This is a genomic window from Pantoea sp. LS15, from assembly GCF_012241585.1.
Classification (GTDB): Bacteria; Pseudomonadota; Gammaproteobacteria; order Enterobacterales; family Enterobacteriaceae; genus Enterobacter.
Genome location: NZ_JAAVXA010000002.1, coordinates 40,340 through 60,802 on the forward strand (window position 1 = coordinate 40,340; position 20,463 = coordinate 60,802).

19 protein-coding genes are annotated in these 20,463 nt (G+C 52.5%); 12 read left to right on the plus strand and 7 right to left on the minus strand.

From position 1 onward, the window contains the following. Positions 1 to 30: 30 nt before the first annotated feature. The 4 genes from cadA to hmpA form a co-directional block, all read right to left on the minus strand. The gene (gene cadA / locus HED65_RS03660) at positions 31 to 2,172 is read right to left on the minus strand and encodes a lysine decarboxylase CadA (RefSeq protein ID WP_049005975.1); all 2,142 of its coding nucleotides are present in this window, start codon (positions 2,170 to 2,172) and stop codon (positions 31 to 33) included. A gap of 76 nt (positions 2,173 to 2,248) precedes the next feature. After that, positions 2,249 to 3,583: a cadaverine/lysine antiporter gene (gene cadB / locus HED65_RS03665; RefSeq protein ID WP_114977495.1), complete on the minus strand. Its 1,335-nt coding sequence runs from the start codon at positions 3,581 to 3,583 to the stop codon at positions 2,249 to 2,251. 340 nt (positions 3,584 to 3,923) lie between these two features. After that, positions 3,924 to 5,468: a lysine decarboxylation/transport transcriptional activator CadC gene (gene cadC / locus HED65_RS03670; RefSeq protein ID WP_114977496.1), complete on the minus strand. Its 1,545-nt coding sequence runs from the start codon at positions 5,466 to 5,468 to the stop codon at positions 3,924 to 3,926. 147 nt (positions 5,469 to 5,615) lie between these two features. Then, complete coding sequence (hmpA, locus tag HED65_RS03675) at positions 5,616 to 6,806, minus strand: NO-inducible flavohemoprotein (protein ID WP_114977497.1); 1,191 nt, start codon at positions 6,804 to 6,806, stop codon at positions 5,616 to 5,618. Between the two features lie 304 nt (positions 6,807 to 7,110). Here hmpA and glyA point away from each other — a divergent pair, with 304 nt between their 5' ends. Next, complete coding sequence (glyA, locus tag HED65_RS03680; RefSeq protein WP_028016077.1) at positions 7,111 to 8,364, plus strand: serine hydroxymethyltransferase; 1,254 nt, start codon at positions 7,111 to 7,113, stop codon at positions 8,362 to 8,364. A gap of 54 nt (positions 8,365 to 8,418) precedes the next feature. On the opposite strand, the gene HED65_RS03685 is transcribed toward glyA, so the two are convergent. Then, positions 8,419 to 8,841 carry a DoxX family protein gene (locus tag HED65_RS03685; RefSeq protein WP_114977498.1) on the minus strand — a complete coding sequence of 141 codons (423 nt, stop codon included), beginning with the start codon at positions 8,839 to 8,841 and terminating at the stop codon, positions 8,419 to 8,421. Between the two features lie 173 nt (positions 8,842 to 9,014). Between HED65_RS03685 and HED65_RS03690 the strand changes: the two genes are divergently transcribed. After that, positions 9,015 to 10,154, plus strand: a complete 1,140-nt coding sequence (locus HED65_RS03690; RefSeq protein WP_114977499.1) for a 3-phenylpropionate MFS transporter — start codon at positions 9,015 to 9,017, stop codon at positions 10,152 to 10,154. On the opposite strand, the gene csiE is transcribed toward HED65_RS03690, so the two are convergent. Then, positions 10,155 to 11,432, minus strand: coding sequence for a stationary phase inducible protein CsiE (csiE, locus tag HED65_RS03695; RefSeq protein ID WP_108090915.1), 1,278 nt, complete (start codon positions 11,430 to 11,432; stop codon positions 10,155 to 10,157). A 125-nt stretch (positions 11,433 to 11,557) separates the two neighbouring features. Between csiE and HED65_RS03700 the strand changes: the two genes are divergently transcribed. Together HED65_RS03700 and HED65_RS03705 are read left to right on the plus strand one after the other, a co-directional pair. Next, a complete protein-coding gene (locus tag HED65_RS03700; protein ID WP_114977500.1) occupies positions 11,558 to 12,196 on the plus strand; it encodes a DUF1007 family protein in 639 nt (212 codons plus the stop codon). Beyond that, positions 12,187 to 13,167, plus strand: coding sequence for a nickel/cobalt transporter (locus HED65_RS03705; RefSeq protein ID WP_114977501.1), 981 nt, complete (start codon positions 12,187 to 12,189; stop codon positions 13,165 to 13,167). Before HED65_RS03700 ends, HED65_RS03705 begins: the two co-directional genes overlap by 10 nt. A gap of 40 nt (positions 13,168 to 13,207) precedes the next feature. Here HED65_RS03705 and suhB read toward each other — a convergent pair whose 3' ends face one another. Then, positions 13,208 to 14,011 (minus strand): inositol-1-monophosphatase, encoded by an 804-nt coding sequence (suhB, locus tag HED65_RS03710; RefSeq protein ID WP_013098296.1) that lies wholly within the window; start codon positions 14,009 to 14,011, stop codon positions 13,208 to 13,210. Between the two features lie 131 nt (positions 14,012 to 14,142). Between suhB and trmJ the strand changes: the two genes are divergently transcribed. The 8 genes from trmJ to fdx all read left to right on the plus strand — a co-directional run bounded on the left by trmJ (position 14,143) and on the right by fdx (position 20,462). Continuing rightward, entirely contained in the window at positions 14,143 to 14,871 is a 729-nt protein-coding gene (gene trmJ, locus HED65_RS03715) for a tRNA (cytosine(32)/uridine(32)-2'-O)-methyltransferase TrmJ (protein ID WP_114977502.1), read from the plus strand. Between the two features lie 219 nt (positions 14,872 to 15,090). Further along, positions 15,091 to 15,582, plus strand: coding sequence for a Fe-S cluster assembly transcriptional regulator IscR (gene iscR / locus HED65_RS03720; RefSeq protein ID WP_008502158.1), 492 nt, complete (start codon positions 15,091 to 15,093; stop codon positions 15,580 to 15,582). A gap of 119 nt (positions 15,583 to 15,701) precedes the next feature. After that, complete coding sequence (gene iscS / locus HED65_RS03725) at positions 15,702 to 16,916, plus strand: cysteine desulfurase (protein WP_008502157.1); 1,215 nt, start codon at positions 15,702 to 15,704, stop codon at positions 16,914 to 16,916. Between the two features lie 24 nt (positions 16,917 to 16,940). Then, positions 16,941 to 17,327, plus strand: a complete 387-nt coding sequence (gene iscU, locus HED65_RS03730) for a Fe-S cluster assembly scaffold IscU (protein ID WP_003860661.1) — start codon at positions 16,941 to 16,943, stop codon at positions 17,325 to 17,327. Positions 17,328 to 17,340: 13 nt separating this feature from the next. Continuing rightward, entirely contained in the window at positions 17,341 to 17,664 is a 324-nt protein-coding gene (iscA, locus tag HED65_RS03735; protein ID WP_003860659.1) for an iron-sulfur cluster assembly protein IscA, read from the plus strand. A gap of 80 nt (positions 17,665 to 17,744) precedes the next feature. Next, positions 17,745 to 18,260, plus strand: a complete 516-nt coding sequence (hscB, locus tag HED65_RS03740) for a co-chaperone HscB (protein ID WP_114977503.1) — start codon at positions 17,745 to 17,747, stop codon at positions 18,258 to 18,260. Positions 18,261 to 18,274: 14 nt separating this feature from the next. Further along, positions 18,275 to 20,125 carry a Fe-S protein assembly chaperone HscA gene (gene hscA / locus HED65_RS03745; RefSeq protein WP_114977504.1) on the plus strand — a complete coding sequence of 617 codons (1,851 nt, stop codon included), beginning with the start codon at positions 18,275 to 18,277 and terminating at the stop codon, positions 20,123 to 20,125. A 1-nt stretch (position 20,126) separates the two neighbouring features. Next, a complete protein-coding gene (gene fdx, locus HED65_RS03750) occupies positions 20,127 to 20,462 on the plus strand; it encodes an ISC system 2Fe-2S type ferredoxin (RefSeq protein WP_014071345.1) in 336 nt (111 codons plus the stop codon). Position 20,463 lies beyond the last annotated feature (1 nt).

Here is a 20,463-nt window from a genome sequence, read left to right on the forward strand (position 1 = left end):
GGGAAGTGGCAAGCCACTTCCCTTTAGTCTTTATTTATCGTTTTTCAGTACCTTAACGGTATAACGACCATCCGCCTGGCGATATGCACCATGGATGTCGGTTTCAAATCCTGGATAGTGAGCACCTATTTCGCACAGCATTTGCAGGAATTCCAACACTGGACGGCTCTCTTCAGTGATCATCTCACCAGGCATAACCAGCGGTACTCCTGGAGGATATGGCAGGATCATATTGGCGTTGACACGGCCTACCATCTCACTGAGATAGACCTCTTCCGTCTCACCATGCAGCTCTTTCTGGAACGCGGCATACGGTGTGATCACCATTTTTGGCAGCACTTCAAATGCGCGGAACATCAGATCCGGCAGATTATGATGCTCAACGAGTTTATGAATGTTCTGTGCAAGCTCCTGAATGCGCATGCTTTCGTAGAACTCAGGATTCTCACGATAGAGCGATGGCAGCATGTTTTTCACGCGCAGATTGAGATCGAAAGCGCGTTTGAAATCGGTGAGTGCGCGGAGCAGACTCAGGGCTTTCGTTTTATCAATACCGATACTGAACAGGAACAGCAGGTTATACGGACCCGTTTTCTCAACCACGATGCCTTGTTCATCAAGGTATTTCGCGATGATACTGGCAGGAATACCGAAGTCGTCCATGGTGCCATCTTTCTTCATCCCCGGTGTCAAAATGGTGACTTTAATCGGGTCGAGATACATATGCTCGTTATCAATGTTCTTGAAACCGTGCCATGCACTATCGGAACGCAGAGGCCAGCATTCAGGCTCATCAATGTGTTCCGGTTGCCACACATCAAAGAACCAGCCTTCAGATTCGCCTTTCAGACGTTTAATCTCTTTGCGGAATTTCACTGCGCGCTGAATAGAACCGTCGATCAGACGCTTACCTGCATTACCTTTCATCATCGCCGCAGCGGTTTCAGTGGATGCCACGATTCCATAGTGCGGAGAGGTCGTCGTGTGCATCATGTAAGCTTCGTTGAAGGTCTCTTCGTTTACGTCGCCTTTTACATGAATCATCGAAGCCTGAGAAAACGCCGCCAGCAGTTTGTGCGTGGACTGAGTTTCGTAAATCACTTTACCTTCCACACGACCGCCGCTCATCCCACTTTTACCCGCGTAAATGGGGGAGAAATTGGTATAAGGCACCCAGGCCGAGTCAAAGTGGATGGATTTTACATCCAGCGTTTTCTTGATGTAGTCGGTGTTGTAGAGCAGACCATCATAAGTGGAATTGGTTATAACGGCGTGCACTGGCCAGGTCGCGTTTGGCGTCTCTTTTACGCGTTTGGCAATGGTTGCATGCTGGAGTTCGCTCTGCGGGATCCCGCCGAGAATACCGTATGCGTTACGGGTTGGTCGGAAATAGATCGGTGTAATATCGCTCATCATCATCAGATGCGTCAGCGATTTATGACAGTTTCGATCGATCAGAACAGTGCTGCCAGCAGGTGCTGAGTACATGCCGACAATTTTGTTCGCTGTGGATGTACCGTTGGTCACCATGTAGCTGCGCTCAGCGTTGAATACACGAGCGATATACTCTTCTGCCTCTTTGTGTGGGCCGCTATGGTCAAGCAGTGAACCGAGTTCGGATACGGAAATCGAGATGTCAGATTTCATGGTGTTAGGGCCAAAGAAGTCGTAGAAAAGACTCCCTACCGGGCTTTTCTGGAACGCGGTGCCGCCCATGTGGCCAGGTGTACAGAACGTATATTTCCCTTCGCGAACATATTTGAACAGCGCTTTGGTCAGCGGCGGCAAAATCGTGTCGATATATTCATCTGTGTTCTGTTTGATTTTGGCGGCGATATCGTCAGCGGCACCGAGAGCATACTCAAAGAAACGTACTTTCATACGCAGATCGTTGAGGCTAACGTCGAGCGTGGAGTATGAATTAGCGAATGCATACAGCGGCATATATTCGTTCATTTTGCTGATGTCTTCGCACAGCTCGAGATTGTATTTATCCCAGTCAAAAATAACGCCGCACAGACGCGCATTGTTCTCAATGAGTTTCAGTAAGTCTTCGCGGTCATTTGGGTAAACAATACGGAAATCCAGACGCTCAAGTGCGCGGTGGAGCTCACGGATAGGTTCTTCTTTAAAGTAAACGCCCATGTGATTCATGATAGCGATAACATTCATAGTCTTATCTCCAGGTGTAGAAAACCCCTCCCGTCACGGTGTGACAGGTGTCAGGAAGGGCTATAAGAAAGGGGGATTAAAGTGCGTCGGCGGTGGTGCTTTCTGCTTCGTTGTTATGCTGACGCTGGTACATTTTGCGACCATAGAACATCAGAATGACGAGGCTGACGATAAAGGTGCCAGACAGTTCGAAGGAGTTGGCCCCCATCAGTGCGATGAAGCAGAACGCGCAGCCCAGAATGGAGCAGACCAGGCTTGCCAGGTTGCGAACGTTAACGCCTTCGAAGCGAATCAGGTCAACGCAGGAGTAGAAATACGGCAGCATGGTCAGCAGTACTGCGATACCCGTCAGTTCGCCGAACAGGTCTGAGGCTTTACCGCCGCTTGAGTTCATCACGGTGATGAGAACCATCAGTACGGTCATTTTCAGCGCTGCCAGCAGCAGGCCTTTTTTCGGGATGCCGTTGCTATCAACTTCGCCATAAATTTTCGGGAAGTTACCATCGTTAGCGGCACGAACCCCGGCCTGGCCTACCAGCATCATCCAGGAGCCCAGTGAAGTCAGGCAGGCGAAGGCGGTGAAGGCAGAAACTATCGGTGCAGCCCAGTTACCCATGATGGTTGAGGCACTGATAGCGAATGGTGCGCCAGAAGCGGCCATTTCAGAGGCCGGATACATACCCGAAATCACCTGTGTTGCCGCGATATAGACAATACCGGCCAGAGCGGTACCCAACATGGTTGCTAGTGGCACTGTGCGTTTAGGGTTTTTCACCATCCCGGTGCTTACCGCAGCGGATTCAACCCCAACGAATGCCCACAGGCAGAGCAGGATACTTTTGATCACCGCATGAGGGTCGGTAGTAGCAGAGGTGTTCCAGTTTGCCTGATAGATGGCAACATCAAACCAGTGCCATCCCGCAATCGCAGTCACTACGACCGGGATCAGCACCAGTACCAGACCGATAGTCGTCAGGCGGCTCACCCAGGTCCCGCCAAGCATATTCACAAAAGTAAACAGCCAGACAATTGCAATACAGGCAATACCTGCCGGAACAGGATTATTTAATGCCGGGAAGAAAGTGGAAAGATAAGAAACAGCGGTAATACCAATTGCCAGATTACCAATCCAGTTTGCGTGGTAATAAAGCACACCGGTCTGGAAACCGAAAGCGGGAGATAATTCACCGGCATAAGCAATTGGGCCACCTTGTTGAGGATTTTTGGTTGCCAGGCGGGCGTAGACATATGCCAGAGACATTGCCCCAATAATGGAAATGACCCATCCCCAAATTGCAATGCCACCGATGCTGGCAAGGTTTGCGGGTAATAAAGCAATACCGCTTCCCATCATATTACCGGCGACGACACCGGTGCAGGCAAACAGGCCTATCTTTTTGGCTGAACTCATGTTCGTTTCTCCTGAATTTTATTTTGGAGGTGCGGACCGTTGTTTAAGGTACAAAGTGATCCGACCGACTGACCGCAAGGTTACGGATGCGAACAGGAGAAGTCCTAAAGATAAAGTGAAATAAAAGACAACTTCAAAAAAATGATACCCTGAGATTTTTTCGTTAACATATCAGGATAAAAATTTTATATCAGGAAAAGATAAATAATGATATCTGACAGGGGATTGATGAGGTTTTTATTGCGGTGGGGATTGTTGCCAGGAGATAACAATCAAAACCTCTTGGCAACATTTTTACTACTTGCTGAATAAATTCATTAACGCATTCAGAGGGCGCTTTCTACTCTTGTGCAAGAAACGTTTTTAAATAAGGGGCCGCTTTTTTAATGGAAGTCTGGAAAACGCCATTCTCAATCCAGTAGAGAGTGTTTTCACCAGGCCTTAAGTTAAATGCTGTAATATAAGCATCAGCCGCCAGACGATTATCACCCTTCATCTCATAGATCTTTCCCAGTAACACATAATTTAGCCAGGACATTTCGAGTTCAATACTTTTGTTAATGTTCCTGTATGCATTGTCAATATCACCTTTACTTAATCCATTGATAGTCTGTATTTGATACCACGTTGCTGATTCCTCAATGCCGGGAAGTTGCGCGATTTTACTCAGCTCATTATTCAGCGCGGTAAGTTGAGGTTCATTGAACTGTTGCTGTGAATGTCGTAGTACATCCACCAGTACTTTTTCCAGCAGCGCATTGATAAAGTCAGGTGCGTCTTTTGCGACGACGCTGAGTAACTCGCTGGCTTTATTTAATGACACGACATCACCTTCCATAATCAACTGGTCAGCCTGGTAGTACTGCGCCAACGACAGGCTTTGCGAATTGCGGAACTGGGCAAGTTGTGCCTGCATACGAGGTGGCCAGGGCTGCGTCAACACGGCGGAGAGACTATGGAGGAGATCTTCCTGTACTGATAATAGTGTGTTGTCGGTAATAAAATAGCGCTTGTCCAGCATGACAGAACTGTCTGCATTATCGACCAGCAATACAGACATAAAACATTGCTGTGCCCGGTAATGACGTTGATTAACGAATTTGATGGTGAGTGTTTTCCCTGAACTACTGGGTTCTGTCACGTTGTAGTTGGTTTTGTCATGCACCATAAAGGTGGAATATGTGTTCAGTGACGAGGTAATCAGGTTTCCCAGGCCGATGGCGTAGGACTGTTGAGAAGACCATTTATTGCAAGAGATACCGCGTTCAAAACGTACATCTATATCGCGTGGATTGAGTAGCAGACGTGTTTTGGTCACCGGTGGGTGAGAATTGATAAGCGACATTATAACCAGCGCAATCAACGCGCCAAGTGACAACAGAAAGAGTAGCCAGGTCCAGAAGGAGGCGACACGATTTCGCCGGTCGACTTTTTTCCGCGCCTGTCTGAATAATGAGGGAGCGGACGCTGTTACCGGTTCAGGCAGCGTGTTGACCTGCCCGGCAGGTGTCGTTTCTGGTGAGGTTATGAGAGTGGATGGCCCACTGTCGGCGCTTTCTTCAGTCATCCAGACCACCGGCGCGGTGAGCTTGTAGCCCCTCTTTGGCACAGTGGTGATGTATTCTGGACTCTGTTCATCACCGTCTTTCAGCCATTTACGGAGTTCTGAAATGCTCTGGGTAACCACATGACTGGTGACAATATTGCGCATCCAGATGTTATCAATGATTTCATCCCGGCTCAGGACTTCATCAGGATGACTGGCGAAATACACCAAAAGATCAATTAAGCGTGGTTCAAGCGTCAGTTGGCGACCTTGCCGACTAATTTGATTTATGGACGGCGTAACTCGCCACTCGCCAACGCGTACAACAGGTTGTTGCATAAAAAAGCGTCCCCAAGCGGAAAAGGGAAAAGAAAAATCATAACATGAATGACAAACTCATTATTGATAAGCCACAAGACTCAATGTTGAAGATGAAAGAAAAAAAGGATGCCGCTAAATACAGCATCCTGAGAGGAATTGGTCGGTTTACAGCACTTTATGAGGCCCGAAACACTCGTAATGAATGTTTTCAGATTTGATCCCCAGCGTAACTAGCTGTCTGGCGGCAAACTGCATAAAAGCGACTGGGCCGCAGAGCCAGAATTGCATCTCTGGATTGCTGAACAGGCTCTCGTGTTTACTCAAATCCATCAAGCCCTCGCTGTCGAATCGTGCATTCTGACGGTCATCTTCATCAGGCTGGCGATACCAGGTATGCGCGGTAAAGCGTGGCAGGGTCGCCCCCAGCGTTTTTACTTCATCCGAAAAGGCATGCACATCACCGTTCTCGGCGGCGTGGAACCAGTTTACCTGTGCGGTGTGGTTTGCTTTCGCCAGTGTATCGAGCATCGCCAGCATTGGCGTTTGGCCGACACCCGCAGAGATCAGTGTGACCGGGGTATGCGTTTCAACGGCCATAAAGAAATCACCAGCAGGTGCGGCCAGATGTACCACGTCACCCACGCTGGCTTCGTTGTGCAACCAGTTTGAAACCTGACCGCCTTCTTCACGTTTCACTGCGATACGGTAACGTTTACCGTCAGGTTTGCGGGTCAGGGAGTACTGGCGAATTTCCTGATGCGGGAAACCTTCAGGTTTCAGCCAGACGCCAAGGTACTGTCCTGGCTGATAATCCGCTACCGGCTGACCATCAACCGGCTCAAATTCAAAGCTGGTAATAAGCTGGCTGCGCGGCGTTTTCTCAACGATACGGAACGCGCGCGTACCTTCCCAGCCACCGTTCTTACTGGCGTTTTCGCTGTAGATTTGCGCTTCACGGTTGATGAATACGTTTGCCAGCACGCCGTAGGCTTTACCCCACGCGTCCAGTACCTCCTGACCCGGACTGAACATTTCGTCCAGGGTCGCTAACAGATGGCCGCCAACGATGTTGTACTGCTCCGGTTTGATCTGGAAGCTGGTATGTTTCTGCGCGATTTTTTCCACCGCAGGCAGCAGCGCTGCCAGGTTTTCAATATTGCTGGCATAAGCCGCGATAGCATTGAACAGGGCTTCGCGCTGATCGCCGTTACGCTGGTTGCTCATGTTGAAAATCTCTTTGAGCTCCGGGTTGTGCGTGAACATACGATCGTAGAAATGGGCAGTGAGTTTAGGGCCGGTTTCTACCAGCAGGGGAATAGTGGCTTTTACAGTAGCGATGGTTTGAGCGTCGAGCATGAGCGCGTCCTTTTGATGATACTTTAATGATGTATTTTAAATGCATCTTATAAAAAATACCCCTGCGTTGTAAATGGTTCTTTGCAACATGAAAAATATGCATCACAAACCTGAAAAGAAATCGGTTGAAAATGTTGAGAGCTTTATTCCTCAAACCCTTGCGTGGCGTGAAGGAAAACGTTTGCGTAAAATCGTTTGTCAAGACCTGTTATCACAGAACTATTCAGTTATACTGTTGCCCGTCGTCCAACAGGACTGCCTTTTCAGGCCAAAATTTACTTGTTAGCTGAGTCAGGAGATGCGGATGTTAAAGCGTGAAATGAACATTGCCGATTATGATGCCGAACTGTGGCAGGCTATGGAGCAGGAAAAAGTACGTCAGGAAGAGCACATCGAACTGATCGCCTCCGAAAACTACACCAGCCCGCGCGTAATGCAGGCACAGGGCTCTCAGCTGACCAACAAATATGCTGAAGGTTATCCGGGTAAGCGTTACTACGGTGGTTGCGAGTACGTTGATATCGTTGAGCAACTGGCTATTGACCGTGCGAAAGAACTCTTTGGCGCTGACTACGCTAACGTGCAGCCGCACTCTGGCTCTCAGGCTAACTTCGCGGTCTACACCGCGCTGCTGCAACCGGGTGATACCGTTCTGGGTATGAACCTGGCGCAGGGCGGCCACCTGACTCACGGCTCCCCGGTTAACTTCTCCGGCAAACTGTACAACATCATTCCTTACGGTATTGATGAGTCCGGTAAAATTGACTACGAAGACATGGCGAAGCAGGCGCAGACCCATAAACCGAAAATGATCATCGGCGGTTTCTCTGCTTACTCCGGAATCGTTGACTGGGCAAAAATGCGTGAAATCGCAGACAGCATCGGTGCTTACCTGTTCGTAGACATGGCGCACGTTGCGGGTCTGATTGCCGCAGGCGTTTACCCGAACCCGGTTCCTCACGCTCACGTTGTGACCACCACCACCCACAAAACTCTGGCGGGTCCTCGCGGTGGCCTGATCCTGGCGAAAGGCGGTGATGAAGAGTTGTACAAAAAACTGAACTCTGCTGTGTTCCCAAGCGCGCAGGGCGGCCCTCTGATGCACGTTATCGCGGCGAAAGCGGTGGCGCTGAAAGAAGCGATGGAGCCAGAGTTCAAGGTTTACCAGCAGCAGGTTGCCAAAAACGCCAAAGCGATGGTGGAAGTGTTCCTGAACCGTGGCTACAAAGTGGTCTCCGGTGGTACTGAAAACCACCTGTTCCTGCTGGATCTGGTTGATAAAAACCTGACCGGTAAAGAAGCTGACGCTGCCCTGGGCCGCGCCAACATCACCGTGAACAAAAACAGCGTACCAAACGATCCGAAGAGCCCGTTTGTGACCTCCGGTATCCGTATCGGTTCACCAGCAGTGACTCGCCGTGGCTTTAAAGAAGCGGAAGTAAAAGAGCTGGCTGGCTGGATGTGTGACGTTCTGGACAATATCAATGACGAAGCGGTTATCGAGCGCGTTAAAGGTAAAGTTCTGGATATCTGCGCACGCTTCCCGGTATACGCATAATTCCTCTGCTTTGCAGAAATAAAAAAGGCCGCGCTTGCGGCCTTTTTTTATGGCTCAACGTCGGTCAAGGGAAATGGCACCAGGCCCGACTATCGCCAGCAGAATAAAGGCACCAGCAATACTGACATTCTTGTAGAAGTTAATCATATTCGGTATGACCGCATCACCGGTCATATCCCAGTAGTGATGGCCTATTACCGCGGTTCCCAGCGTGTAGAACACAAACAGGACGGCGAGAGGACGGGTGAAAAAACCCAGCACGATCAGAATAGCGGCGGGTACTTCCATCACCACCGCAATAATGGCCGCCAGCATGGGCATCGGTGTACCCAGCGAGGTCATATATTGCACGGTGCCGCTAAACCCTGTGAGTTTCGGATAGCCAAAGATAATAAACAGCACGACAAGTGCGATGCGGCCAATCAACAGCAACAGGTGACGCGACTGACCGAAATCGAAATAACGAAGTGAGTTCATGGCAGAAATACCTCTGCAAGTGGAGTAATTTAAACGTAATACACATTTTCATTCCCTGCCATAAGCCAGACGACTGCACATTATGTTAATTTTTCGTTAATTTATAGCGGGCTATCGACTTGCTTAATTTTTATATTCTCGCCAGACTATGGCCTCGATTTCGGGAGGGATTCATGGTCTTGCATTCCACGCGCTGGCTGGCGCTCAGTTATTTCACCTATTTCTTTAGCTACGGTATTTTTCTGCCTTTCTGGGGCGTCTGGCTTAAGGGTATTGGCCTGACCCCCGAGACCATCGGTATCCTGCTAGGTGCCGGGCTGGTGGCACGTTTCCTGGGTAGCCTGCTGATTGCCCCGCGCGTTAGCGATCCCTCCTTATTGATCAAGGCGTTGCGCATTCTTGCTCTGTTGACGCTGGTCTTTGTCGCCTGCTTCTGGGTCAGCCACCAGTTTGCCTGGCTGATGGTGGTGATGGTCGGCTTCAACCTGTTCTTTTCACCGCTGGTACCGCTGACGGATGCCCTGGCGAACACCTGGCAAAAGCAGATCACCATGGACTATGGCCGCGTGCGCCTGTGGGGCTCAATTGCCTTTGTGATTGGCTCTGCGCTGGTGGGTAAACTGGTCAGTCTCTATGATTACCGCGCGATCCTGGCTCTGTTGAGTATCGGGATTGCCTCGATGTTGTTGGGCATGCTGCTGCGACCGTCGGTGATGCCGCAAGGGGAGAGCCGCCATCAGGAGAGCGCAGGCTGGCCTGCCTGGCGGAGCCTGGTTGCACAAAGCTGGCGTTTTCTGGCGTGCGTGTGTCTGCTCCAGGGGGCGCATGCGGCGTATTATGGTTTCAGTGCCATCTACTGGCAGGGGGCGGGATATTCTGCATCAGCCGTTGGCTATCTGTGGTCGCTTGGGGTAGTGGCCGAAGTCGTTATTTTCGCTCTGAGCAAAAAGCTGTTCCGTCGCTTTGGCGCGCGCGACCTGCTGCTGCTTTCCGCCCTGTGCGGTGTAGTGCGGTGGGGCATCATGGGCTGGACGACAGAACTCCCGTGGCTGATTGTGGCGCAAATTCTCCACTGCGGTACCTTCACCGTGTGCCATCTGGCGGCGATGCGCTATATCTCGGCGCGCGAGGGTGGGGACGTGATTCGTCTGCAGGCGGTTTATTCCGCAGTTGCGATGGGCGGCAGTATTGCGATCATGACGGTTTTCGCCGGTTTTCTGTACCAGCATCTGGGGCATGGCGTCTTCTGGGTAATGGCGCTGGTTGCTTTACCCGCGATAATCGTTCGTCCTAAAGTGACCGCTCGCGCCTGACTATGATTCCAGCATGGCGCGAATATGTTCTTGCTGCTGTGTGTTCAGTGCTTCAACGGCATGGATCAACGGCGGCGAGAATAACGGCAGAGCGGTAGGATAGGGGGTGATAACCAGCGCGGCTTCGCGCGGTGCCCCCTCTTTCTGGAAAGTCTGCAACGCCAGATAGCGAATATTGAGCGGCAGCAGTGTCAACTCACGAAGTTGCTCCTCAATCAAATCTTCACAGGCTTTATCTTCCCCCGTCAGCAGAATGACCTGTTTTTCGTGCAGATCGGTTTCCTGCATTAGCCAGGCACCGAAAATCACCGCGACCAGGCTCATCTCCTCATCGGAAAAACGTAGCCCAAATTCCGCCTCCAGTTCAAACAGCGCCTCTTTGGTGGTGCGTAAAAGTCGGGGGTAGAGACGATGGATCTCCTCCGGCAGGCTGTTGTCGATGCCGATCTCAAACAGTGAGCGGTCCAGTGCCTGAGCAAGATGGATATAAAGCTGATCGGTCAGGCCTTGCTCATCGCTGAAATTCATTCCGGTTTGTGAACGAAAACGGGCAATCATACGCACAATGGCGCGGCGTAAACGCTGATCCTGCTGGTGTTTATCAAGCACGGGATCGGGCGTACGAAGCATCATAAACAACAGTGCCAGAAACAGTTGTTCATCCCCGTGAGCACCTTGTGGGACGCGTCGTTTCCAGTGACGCACGATCTCCTGCGCCGTAAAATACTCCCCTCTCGACTGGGTCCAGCTACGCTGAACGTGGGAAAACTGCGGCGTGTTCCCCAACTGGTGCTGGATTAGGCAATATTGCAAATAGAGCTGTAAAAACTGAACATCGCGACATTCAAACTGGCGCTGTAGTTTCCGTGAGCAGAAGTTGATCAGCGCCCGCAGGTTAGCATCGTCATAAAGTGGGCGAGCAATGCCATGCTGTTTAAGTGCGGTTTTTAATGCAGGGGTAAACTGGTGCGAGACAAACTGTGGACACAGCCGCAGAGCCCTGCGCAGCCAGTGCAGCAGGCATAAACGCTTATTCAGGGCTGTACCTTCAATCCGGTAGCTGCCGTCATGGTGCGTGACGATATCAAGCCGGTGATAGCGCTGGATTTCATCGCGCGTCTCGGCTATATCTTGCCGTGCCATGGCGTCGTCCACGCCATTGGCAGCGATTATGCTCTGTGCGGTGACGACAGCATCGGGCAGGTAAAGCATCAAAAGCACCTGGCAGCGGCGCTGCGAACTGGAAAGCACAGATGGAATTTCAAGCGTCGTCATCATCTGTCGGGTATCCAGTGTGAATGTTTGATAAGAATAGCTAAATGATGGACGCTGAAAAGCGCGCCGGCAGCCCTTTCATTCAGGATTGCAGGAGAACATCACAGAATTTTTGACGTGAGGAATTGATGCAAACAGTTAAACAATGCGCGATGGCGCTATTTTTTGCGGTTATCACCTTCACCGCCAGCGCACACCCTCACAGTTTTATCGACCTGAAAACCGAGCTGGTCACCGACGGCACTCAGCTAAGTGGACTGAAAATGCGCTGGACGATGGATGAAATCACCTCGGCTGACCTGCTGTATGATGCAGGAAACGCAAAGCCCGGCGATGAAATCTGGAAAAAGCTGGCGGCGGAAGTGATGGCTAACGTGCTTGGTCAGCACTATTTCACTGAATTCTGGCATAACGGGCAAAAGGTCAAATTTCTGAACCGTCCCACGGAGTACGGTATGACGCGCGAGGGGCATCAGGCAGTGCTGACGTTTGTGCTTCCGCTGGCACATCCGCAGCCGCTGGCAGGGCAAAAATACACGTTTTCGACCTTTGACCCTACCTACTATGTCGACATGAGTTATGCCGGAGATAGCGATGTGCAGCTTCCGGCATCATTACAAAAAACCTGCAAGATTTCCGTTCATACCCCAAAGCCCAGCGAAGAAACACTTAACTTTGCGGTTTCTCTCGATAAAGAAGATGCGCCGCCTGAAGACATGGAGTTGGGTAAACAGTTCGCGCAGGAGGTGACATTGCAATGTCAGTGATCTCTTCACAGATTCGAAAACAGCGGCGCTGGCTGCATCTCTGGCCCCTGGCGATTTTTGCGCTGTTAGCGGTTTGCGGTACGTTATGGCTATGGCAGGTATGGCCTCAGGTAATGATGAAAAGCATTATCTGGCAGCGTGAGCTTAACCAGCAGATGAGTGGTTTGCTGAAGGCGGTGGCGGAGAATCCGACGAAGGCAGGCGGCTCGCTGCTGGCGTTCAGCTTTATCTACGGCGTATTACATGCGCTGGGGCCAGGGCATGGCAAAATCGTGATCACTACCTGGCTTGCCACTCATCCGTCGAAGCTTAAATCGAGCATTGCGCTGACGCTGGCCTCTTCATTGCTTCAGGGCGGCGTGGCGATTGCGCTGGTTGTGGTGGTGCTTTCGCTGTTACAGCTTCCGGCCCGTCAGTTACATCTGAGCAGTTTCTGGCTTGAGAAAGGAAGTTATGCACTGGTAGGTGTGTTGGGGCTGATTCTTTGCTGGCGCGCGCTGAAAAAATTGCGCGTGTTACTGCAAAAGCCGAAATTCAAAGCCTTTACTCCCCATCATATCCATAACGAACACTGTGGCTGTGGGCATCAACACCTGCCGACACAGGCGCAGTTGCAGAGTGGGGATGACTGGCGAGCGCGTCTGATGATCGTCCTCTCTATGGGCATGCGTCCGTGCTCGGGGGCGATCATGGTGCTGCTGTTCAGTAAAGTGATTGGCGTGTTTGGCTGGGGCATGCTCTCTGCACTGGCCATGGCGGCGGGAACATCTTTGACCATTTCGTCGCTGGCTCTGCTGGTTCACAGTTTCCGTCAACTGGCGGTAAAACTCAGTGGTGATAGCGCGCCGGTGCTGTGGCGGCAAGTCGGCTGGACAACGCTCGCGCTGGCAGGCGGGGTGATTTTGCTGGTGGCTGCGGTAACGATGTGGATGAGCGCGGTGCCGGTGGGAAGGGGATTGCGGCCTTTTTAGTTGTTATTCCCCCTCCCACAGGGAGAGGGAATTTTCGGTATTAACGCTTCAGCGCGTCACTCAGTTCATCACGCATGTTGGCCAGCATGGCTTTAACAACGCGTGGGTTACCCGCAACGATGTTGCCGGTAGACATATAGTTGTGGCCGCCGGTGAAATCACACACCAGTGCGCCTGCTTCACGCGCGATCAGCTCGCCCGCAGCAAAGTCCCACGGCTTCAGTGCCAGTTCGAAGTAACCGTCAACACGGCCGGTCGCAACATAAGCCAGATCCAGCGCAGCAGAACCGGTGCGACGGAAGTCCGCGCATTCGGTGAACAGTTTGCCCAGAATATTCATATAGGTGGTTGCGTGCTGTTTGGCTTTGAACGGGAAGCCGGTCGCCAGAATGGTACCGTCCAGATCACGTGCATTGCTGCAGCGCAGACGGTAGCCGTTCAGCTGTGCGCCCTGACCGCGCGTTGCGGTGAACAGTTCGTTACGCATTGGATCGTATACAACAGCGACTTCAGTACGGCCTTTAATGCGTACTGCGATAGACACAGAGAAGTGTGGCAGGCGTTTGACGAAGTTGGTGGTGCCATCCAGTGGATCGATAACCCATTGAACATCCTGATCGGTACCTTCATGTTCACCGCTTTCTTCGGTGATGATGGTGTGCTGTGGGTAAGATTTGCGGATCGTTTCGATAATAATCGCTTCTGCGGCTTTATCGACGTTAGTCACGAAATCATTGCTGCCTTTCTGGCTGGTTTCTACGGAGTCTGGCGTTTCGTAGTGTTTGGCAATTACATTACCCGCCTTGCGCGCTGCGCGCACGGCGATGGTCAGCATCGGATGCATCGGTCTCTCTCACTGGATGTTAAAGAACAGGAAAATCGGCGCAGAGTATAGCAGCGAGATCGGAATCTGTCTCCCGTTTATGATAATATGCCGGAATATTCTTCAGACGCTGAATTCAGACATTAAACACTATGCTGCAAAACATTCGAATTGTGCTGGTTGAAACATCGCATACCGGCAATATGGGCTCTGTTGCTCGCGCTATGAAAACTATGGGCTTAACGAACCTGTGGCTGGTTAACCCGCTGGTGAAACCTGACTCACAGGCCATTGCCCTGGCTGCCGGAGCCAGTGATGTCATCGGCAATGCCCAGATTGTTGACACTCTCGATGAAGCCCTGGCGGGATGTAGCCTGGTGGTGGGCACCAGCGCACGCTCCCGTACACTGCCGTGGCCAATGCTTGATCCGCGCGAATGCGGCCTGAAAAGTGTGGCAGAAGCTGAACAGGCGCCCGTTGCGCTGGTCTTTGGTCGCGAGCGCGTTGGCCTGACCAACGACGAACTGCAAAAATGCCATTACCATGTCGCGATTGCCGCGAACCCGGAGTACAGCTCCCTGAACCTGGCGATGGCGGTACAGGTTATCGCCTACGAAGTACGTATGGCCTGGCTGGCAACGCAGGAAAATGAGCGTACTGAGACTCAGGAAGAGGGCGCCTATCCGCTGGTGGATGATCTGGAACGCTTTTATGGTCATCTTGAGCAGACGCTGCTCTCAACCGGCTTTATTCGCGAGGGCCATCCAGGCCAGGTGATGAATAAGCTGCGCCGTCTGTTCACCCGCGCGCGTCCGGAAAGCCAGGAGTTGAACATCCTGCGCGGGATTCTGGCGTCGATTGAGCAGAAGAATAAAGAGTAGTGTCGGTTTGTTTTCTCCCTCTCCCCGTGGGAGAGGGCCGGGGTGAGGGCATCAGGCCGCACCCAGGTAAAACGGCACGGAAGGTTAAATACCTGACTAAAACAGTCAAGTAAATAGTTGACCATTTTAGTCAGGAATGTCAGACTTGGCCCTGCTATGCAATACCCCATTTTACTATAAAAAACCCCGGGCAGGGGCGAGTTTGAGGTTAAGTAAGACATGAGACTGACATCTAAAGGGCGTTATGCCGTGACCGCGATGCTGGACGTTGCGCTCAACTCCGAAGCGGGCCCGGTTCCGTTGGCTGATATTTCTGAACGACAAGGGATCTCCCTCTCTTATCTGGAACAGCTGTTCTCCAGACTGCGTAAAAATGGACTGGTTTCCAGCGTTCGTGGCCCAGGCGGCGGTTATCTGCTGGGTAAAGACGCGGGCAGTATTGCAGTTGGTGAAGTGATTAGCGCAGTTGACGAATCCGTTGACGCGACCCGTTGCCAGGGTAAAGGCGGCTGCCAGGGCGGCGATAAGTGCCTGACCCACGCGCTGTGGCGCGATCTGAGCGACCGTCTGACCGGCTTCCTGAACAACATCACCCTCGGTGAGCTGGTGAATAACCAGGAAGTTCTGGATGTCTCTGGTCGTCAGCACAGCCATGATTCACAACGCAGCACCCGCGCGCAGGACGCTATCGACGTTAAGTTACGCGCGTAATAAAAAGATAAGTATTTCAGAATCAGGCCGGGGCGAGGACTCGCCCCGTGTACTCGGTCGTACATCCAGCCGGTTGCCTGATTCCTTGCATTGAAGCGATGTACGGAGTTTAAAGAGCAATGAAATTACCGATTTATCTCGATTACTCCGCAACCACGCCGGTGGACCCGCGTGTTGCCGAGAAAATGATGCAGTGTCTGACCCTGGACGGAAACTTTGGTAACCCAGCTTCCCGTTCACACCGTTTTGGCTGGCATGCTGAAGAGGCGGTGGATATCGCCCGTAATCAGATTGCTGACCTGGTGGGTGCCGACCCGCGTGAGATTGTTTTCACCTCCGGTGCGACCGAATCCGACAACCTGGCGATCAAAGGTGCAGCCAACTTTTATCAGAAAAAAGGCAAGCACATCATCACCAGCAAAACCGAACACAAAGCCGTGCTGGATACCTGCCGCCAGCTGGAGCGTGAAGGGTACGAAGTCACCTACCTGGCGCCACAGAGCAACGGTATCATCGACCTGAAAGAGCTCGAAGCGGCCATGCGTGATGACACCATTCTGGTTTCCATCATGCACGTAAACAACGAAATTGGCGTAGTGCAAGATATCGCGACCATCGGCGAAATGTGCCGTGCGCGCGGCATCATCTACCACGTTGATGCGACCCAGAGCGTGGGTAAACTGCCTATCGATCTGAGCCAACTGAAAGTTGACCTGATGTCCTTCTCCGGCCACAAAATCTATGGCCCGAAAGGCATTGGCGCACTGTACGTTCGCCGTAAACCACGTATCCGCATCGAAGCGCAGATGCACGGTGGTGGTCATGAGCGCGGTATGCGTTCTGGTACACTGCCTGTTCACCAGATCGTGGGCATGGGCGAAGCGTACCGCATTGCAAAAGAAGAGATGGAAACCGAGATGGCACGCCTGCGCACGCTGCGTAACCGTCTGTGGGACGGCGTGAAAGATATGGAAGAAGTGTATCTGAACGGCGATCTCGAGCAGGGCGCACCTAACATCCTCAACGTCAGCTTCAACTATGTTGAAGGTGAATCGCTGATTATGGCGCTGAAAGACCTGGCGGTTTCTTCCGGTTCTGCCTGTACCTCTGCAAGCCTGGAGCCATCCTACGTGCTGCGTGCGCTGGGTATGACTGACGAGCTGGCACACAGCTCTATCCGTTTCTCTTTAGGTCGTTTCACTACCGAAGAAGAGATTGACTACACCATCAAGCTGGTTCGCAACTCCATCGGCCGTCTGCGTGACCTTTCTCCACTGTGGGAAATGTTCAAGCAGGGCGTGGATCTGAACAGCATTGAATGGTCACATCACTAATCGGTATATAAGGAGAATTCAATCATGGCATACAGCGAAAAAGTTATTGATCATTACGAGAACCCGCGCAACGTTGGCTCTTTTGACAACAGCGACGAAAGCGTTGGTAGCGGTATGGTTGGCGCGCCAGCATGTGGCGACGTGATGAAGTTGCAGATTAAAGTCAACAATGAAGGTATCATTGAAGACGCGCGCTTCAAGACCTACGGCTGCGGTTCTGCTATTGCCTCCAGCTCCCTGGTCACCGAATGGGTGAAGGGTAAGTCTCTGGACGAAGCACAGGCAATTAAGAACACGGATATTGCTGAAGAACTCGAACTGCCACCAGTGAAAATTCACTGTTCTATCCTGGCAGAAGACGCGATCAAAGCCGCCATTGCGGATTACAAAAGCAAACGTGAAGCAAAATAATTGAGGTTTGAGTATGTCGATTACCCTTAGCGACAGCGCTGCCGCGCGAGTAAGCTCTTTTCTGGCGAACCGTGGTAAAGGCTTTGGCCTGCGACTGGGCGTACGTACCTCCGGCTGTTCTGGTATGGCTTACGTACTGGAGTTTGTTGATGAACCGGCGTCCGATGACACCGTGTTTGAAGACAAGGGCGTGAAGGTGGTGGTCGATGGTAAAAGCCTGCAATTCCTCAACGGCACTCAACTGGACTTTGTAAAAGAAGGCCTGAACGAAGGGTTCAAATTCACGAACCCGAACGTCAAAGACGAGTGTGGTTGCGGCGAAAGCTTCCACGTTTAACCGCGCGTCATCCGAAACCCCACCGTGGCGTTACTCGCTACGCGTGGGGTTTGTTCTAACAGGCTACCCCTGAGATTGTTATGGATTACTTCACTCTCTTCGGACTACCCGCTCAATATCCGATTGATCTCCAGGCGTTGACGATCCGTTTTCAGGATTTGCAGCGTCAGTACCATCCGGACAAATTTGCCAGTGGTACTCAGTCAGAGCAATTGGCTGCGGTATCGCAATCCGCGACCATCAACCAGGCCTGGCAGACGCTGCGCCATCCGCTAACGCGTGCAGAGTATCTGCTCTCGCTCCACGGTTTCGATCTGGCGAGCGAACAGCATACCGTGCGCGACACCGCGTTTCTGATGGAACAGCTGGAGCTGCGTGAAGAGCTGGATGAGATTGAACAGGCGAAAGACGAAGCGCGTCTGGAAAGCTTCATCAGACGCGTGAAAGGCATGTTCGATACCCGCCATCAGCAGATGGTGGAGCAACTGAACAACGAGACCTGGGACGTGGCGGCAGATACTGTGCGCAAACTCCGTTTTCTCGATAAACTGCGAAGCAGTGCTGAACAACTCGAAGAAAAGCTGCTCGATTTTTAATTTCGGAAGCAATTATGGCCTTATTACAAATTAGTGAGCCTGGCTTAAGTGCCGCACCGCACCAGCGTCGTCTGGCGGTGGGTATTGATCTGGGCACCACCAATTCTCTCGTGGCGACCGTGCGCAGCGGCCTGGCGGAAACGCTGGCTGACGAGCAGGGCCGCCATCTGCTGCCTTCCGTGGTCCACTACCAGCAACAGGGTCACGTGGTTGGCTATGACGCCCGCGCCAATGCTGCGCGCGATCCGGCCAATACCATCAGCTCGGTAAAGCGCATGATGGGCCGCTCGCTGGCCGATATTCAGACCCGTTACCCTCATTTACCGTATCAATTGCAGGCCAGTGAAAACGGCCTGCCGATGATCGCGACCGCGGCCGGTCTGCTGAACCCGATCCGTGTTTCTGCTGACATCCTCAAAGCACTGGCAGCGCGCGCTACGGCGACGCTCGGTGGCGATCTGGATGGTGTAGTGATTACCGTACCGGCCTACTTTGACGATGCTCAGCGTCAGGGTACCAAAGATGCGGCGCGTCTGGCGGGCCTGCACGTGCTGCGTCTGCTGAACGAACCGACGGCAGCGGCAATTGCCTACGGCCTCGACTCCGGTCAGGAAGGGGTGATTGCGGTTTATGATCTCGGTGGCGGTACCTTTGATATCTCGATCCTGCGCTTAAGCCGTGGCGTGTTCGAAGTGCTGGCAACTGGCGGGGATTCCGCACTGGGCGGCGATGACTTTGACCATCTGCTGGCCGATTTCATTCGCGAGCAGGCAGGCATCAGCGATCGCAGCGATGCGCGCGTACAGCGTGAACTGCTGGATGCGGCCATCGAAGCAAAAATTGCGCTGAGTGATGCACAGTCTGTCACCGTGAATGTTGCGGGCTGGCAGGGTGACATCTCTCGCGAACAGTTCAACGACCTCATCGCTCCGCTGGTGAAACGTACCCTGCTGGCCTGTCGCCGTGCACTGAAAGATGCCGGTGTTGAGGCTGAAGAGGTGCTGGAAGTGGTCATGGTGGGTGGTTCAACCCGTGTGCCGCTGGTGCGTGAGCGTGTAGGCGAGTTCTTTGGCCGCACGCCGCTGACCTCAATCGACCCGGACAAAGTGGTTGCCGTGGGCGCCGCTATCCAGGCTGATATTCTGGTTGGCAACAAGCCGGACAGCGAAATGCTGCTGCTGGATGTTATCCCTCTGTCGCTGGGTTTAGAAACCATGGGCGGCCTGGTGGAGAAAGTGATCCCGCGTAACACCACCATTCCGGTAGCGCGCGCACAGGAGTTCACCACCTTTAAAGACGGTCAAACCGCGATGTCCATCCACGTGATGCAAGGCGAACGCGAACTGGTACAGGACTGCCGTTCTCTGGCACGCTTTGCGCTGCGCGGTATTCCGGCGTTGCCAGCGGGTGGGGCGCATATTCGCGTCACCTTCCAGGTGGATGCGGACGGCCTGCTGAGCGTCACGGCGATGGAAAAATCGACCGGCGTGGAATCGTCTATTCAGGTGAAACCATCCTATGGTCTGACCGATGGCGAAATCGCCTCCATGATTCAGGATTCAATGAGTTACGCCGAGCAGGATGTGAAGGCGCGTATGCTGGCTGAACAAAAAGTTGAAGCCGCACGCGTGCTGGAAAGCCTGAACGGCGCGCTCGTTGCCGATGCCGCGCTGTTAAGCGCCGCTGAGCGCCAGGTCATTGACGACGCTGCCGCACACTTAAGTGCCGTAGCGCAAGGCGATGACGCTGATGCAATAGAAGAAGCCATTAAAAACGTTGATAAACAAACACAGGACTTTGCTGCTCGCCGCATGGACAAATCTGTCCGCGTCGCGCTGAAAGGCCAGTCCGTGGACGAGGTTTAATATGCCAAAGATTGTTATTTTGCCTCATGCGGACCTCTGTCCGGATGGTGCTGTTCTGGAAGCGAAGACCGGTGAAACTATTCTCGATGTTGCCCTGCGTAACGGTATCGAAGTGGAACACGCCTGTGAAAAATCCTGTGCCTGTACAACATGCCACTGCGTCGTGCGTGAAGGTTTCGACTCTCTCGCCGAGAGCACCGAAGATGAAGACGACATGCTGGATAAAGCATGGGGTCTGGAGCCAGACAGCCGCTTGAGCTGCCAGGCGCTGGTGACCGATGAAGATCTGGTCGTGGAATTCCCACGCTACACCATCAACCACGCACGCGAGCATTAAT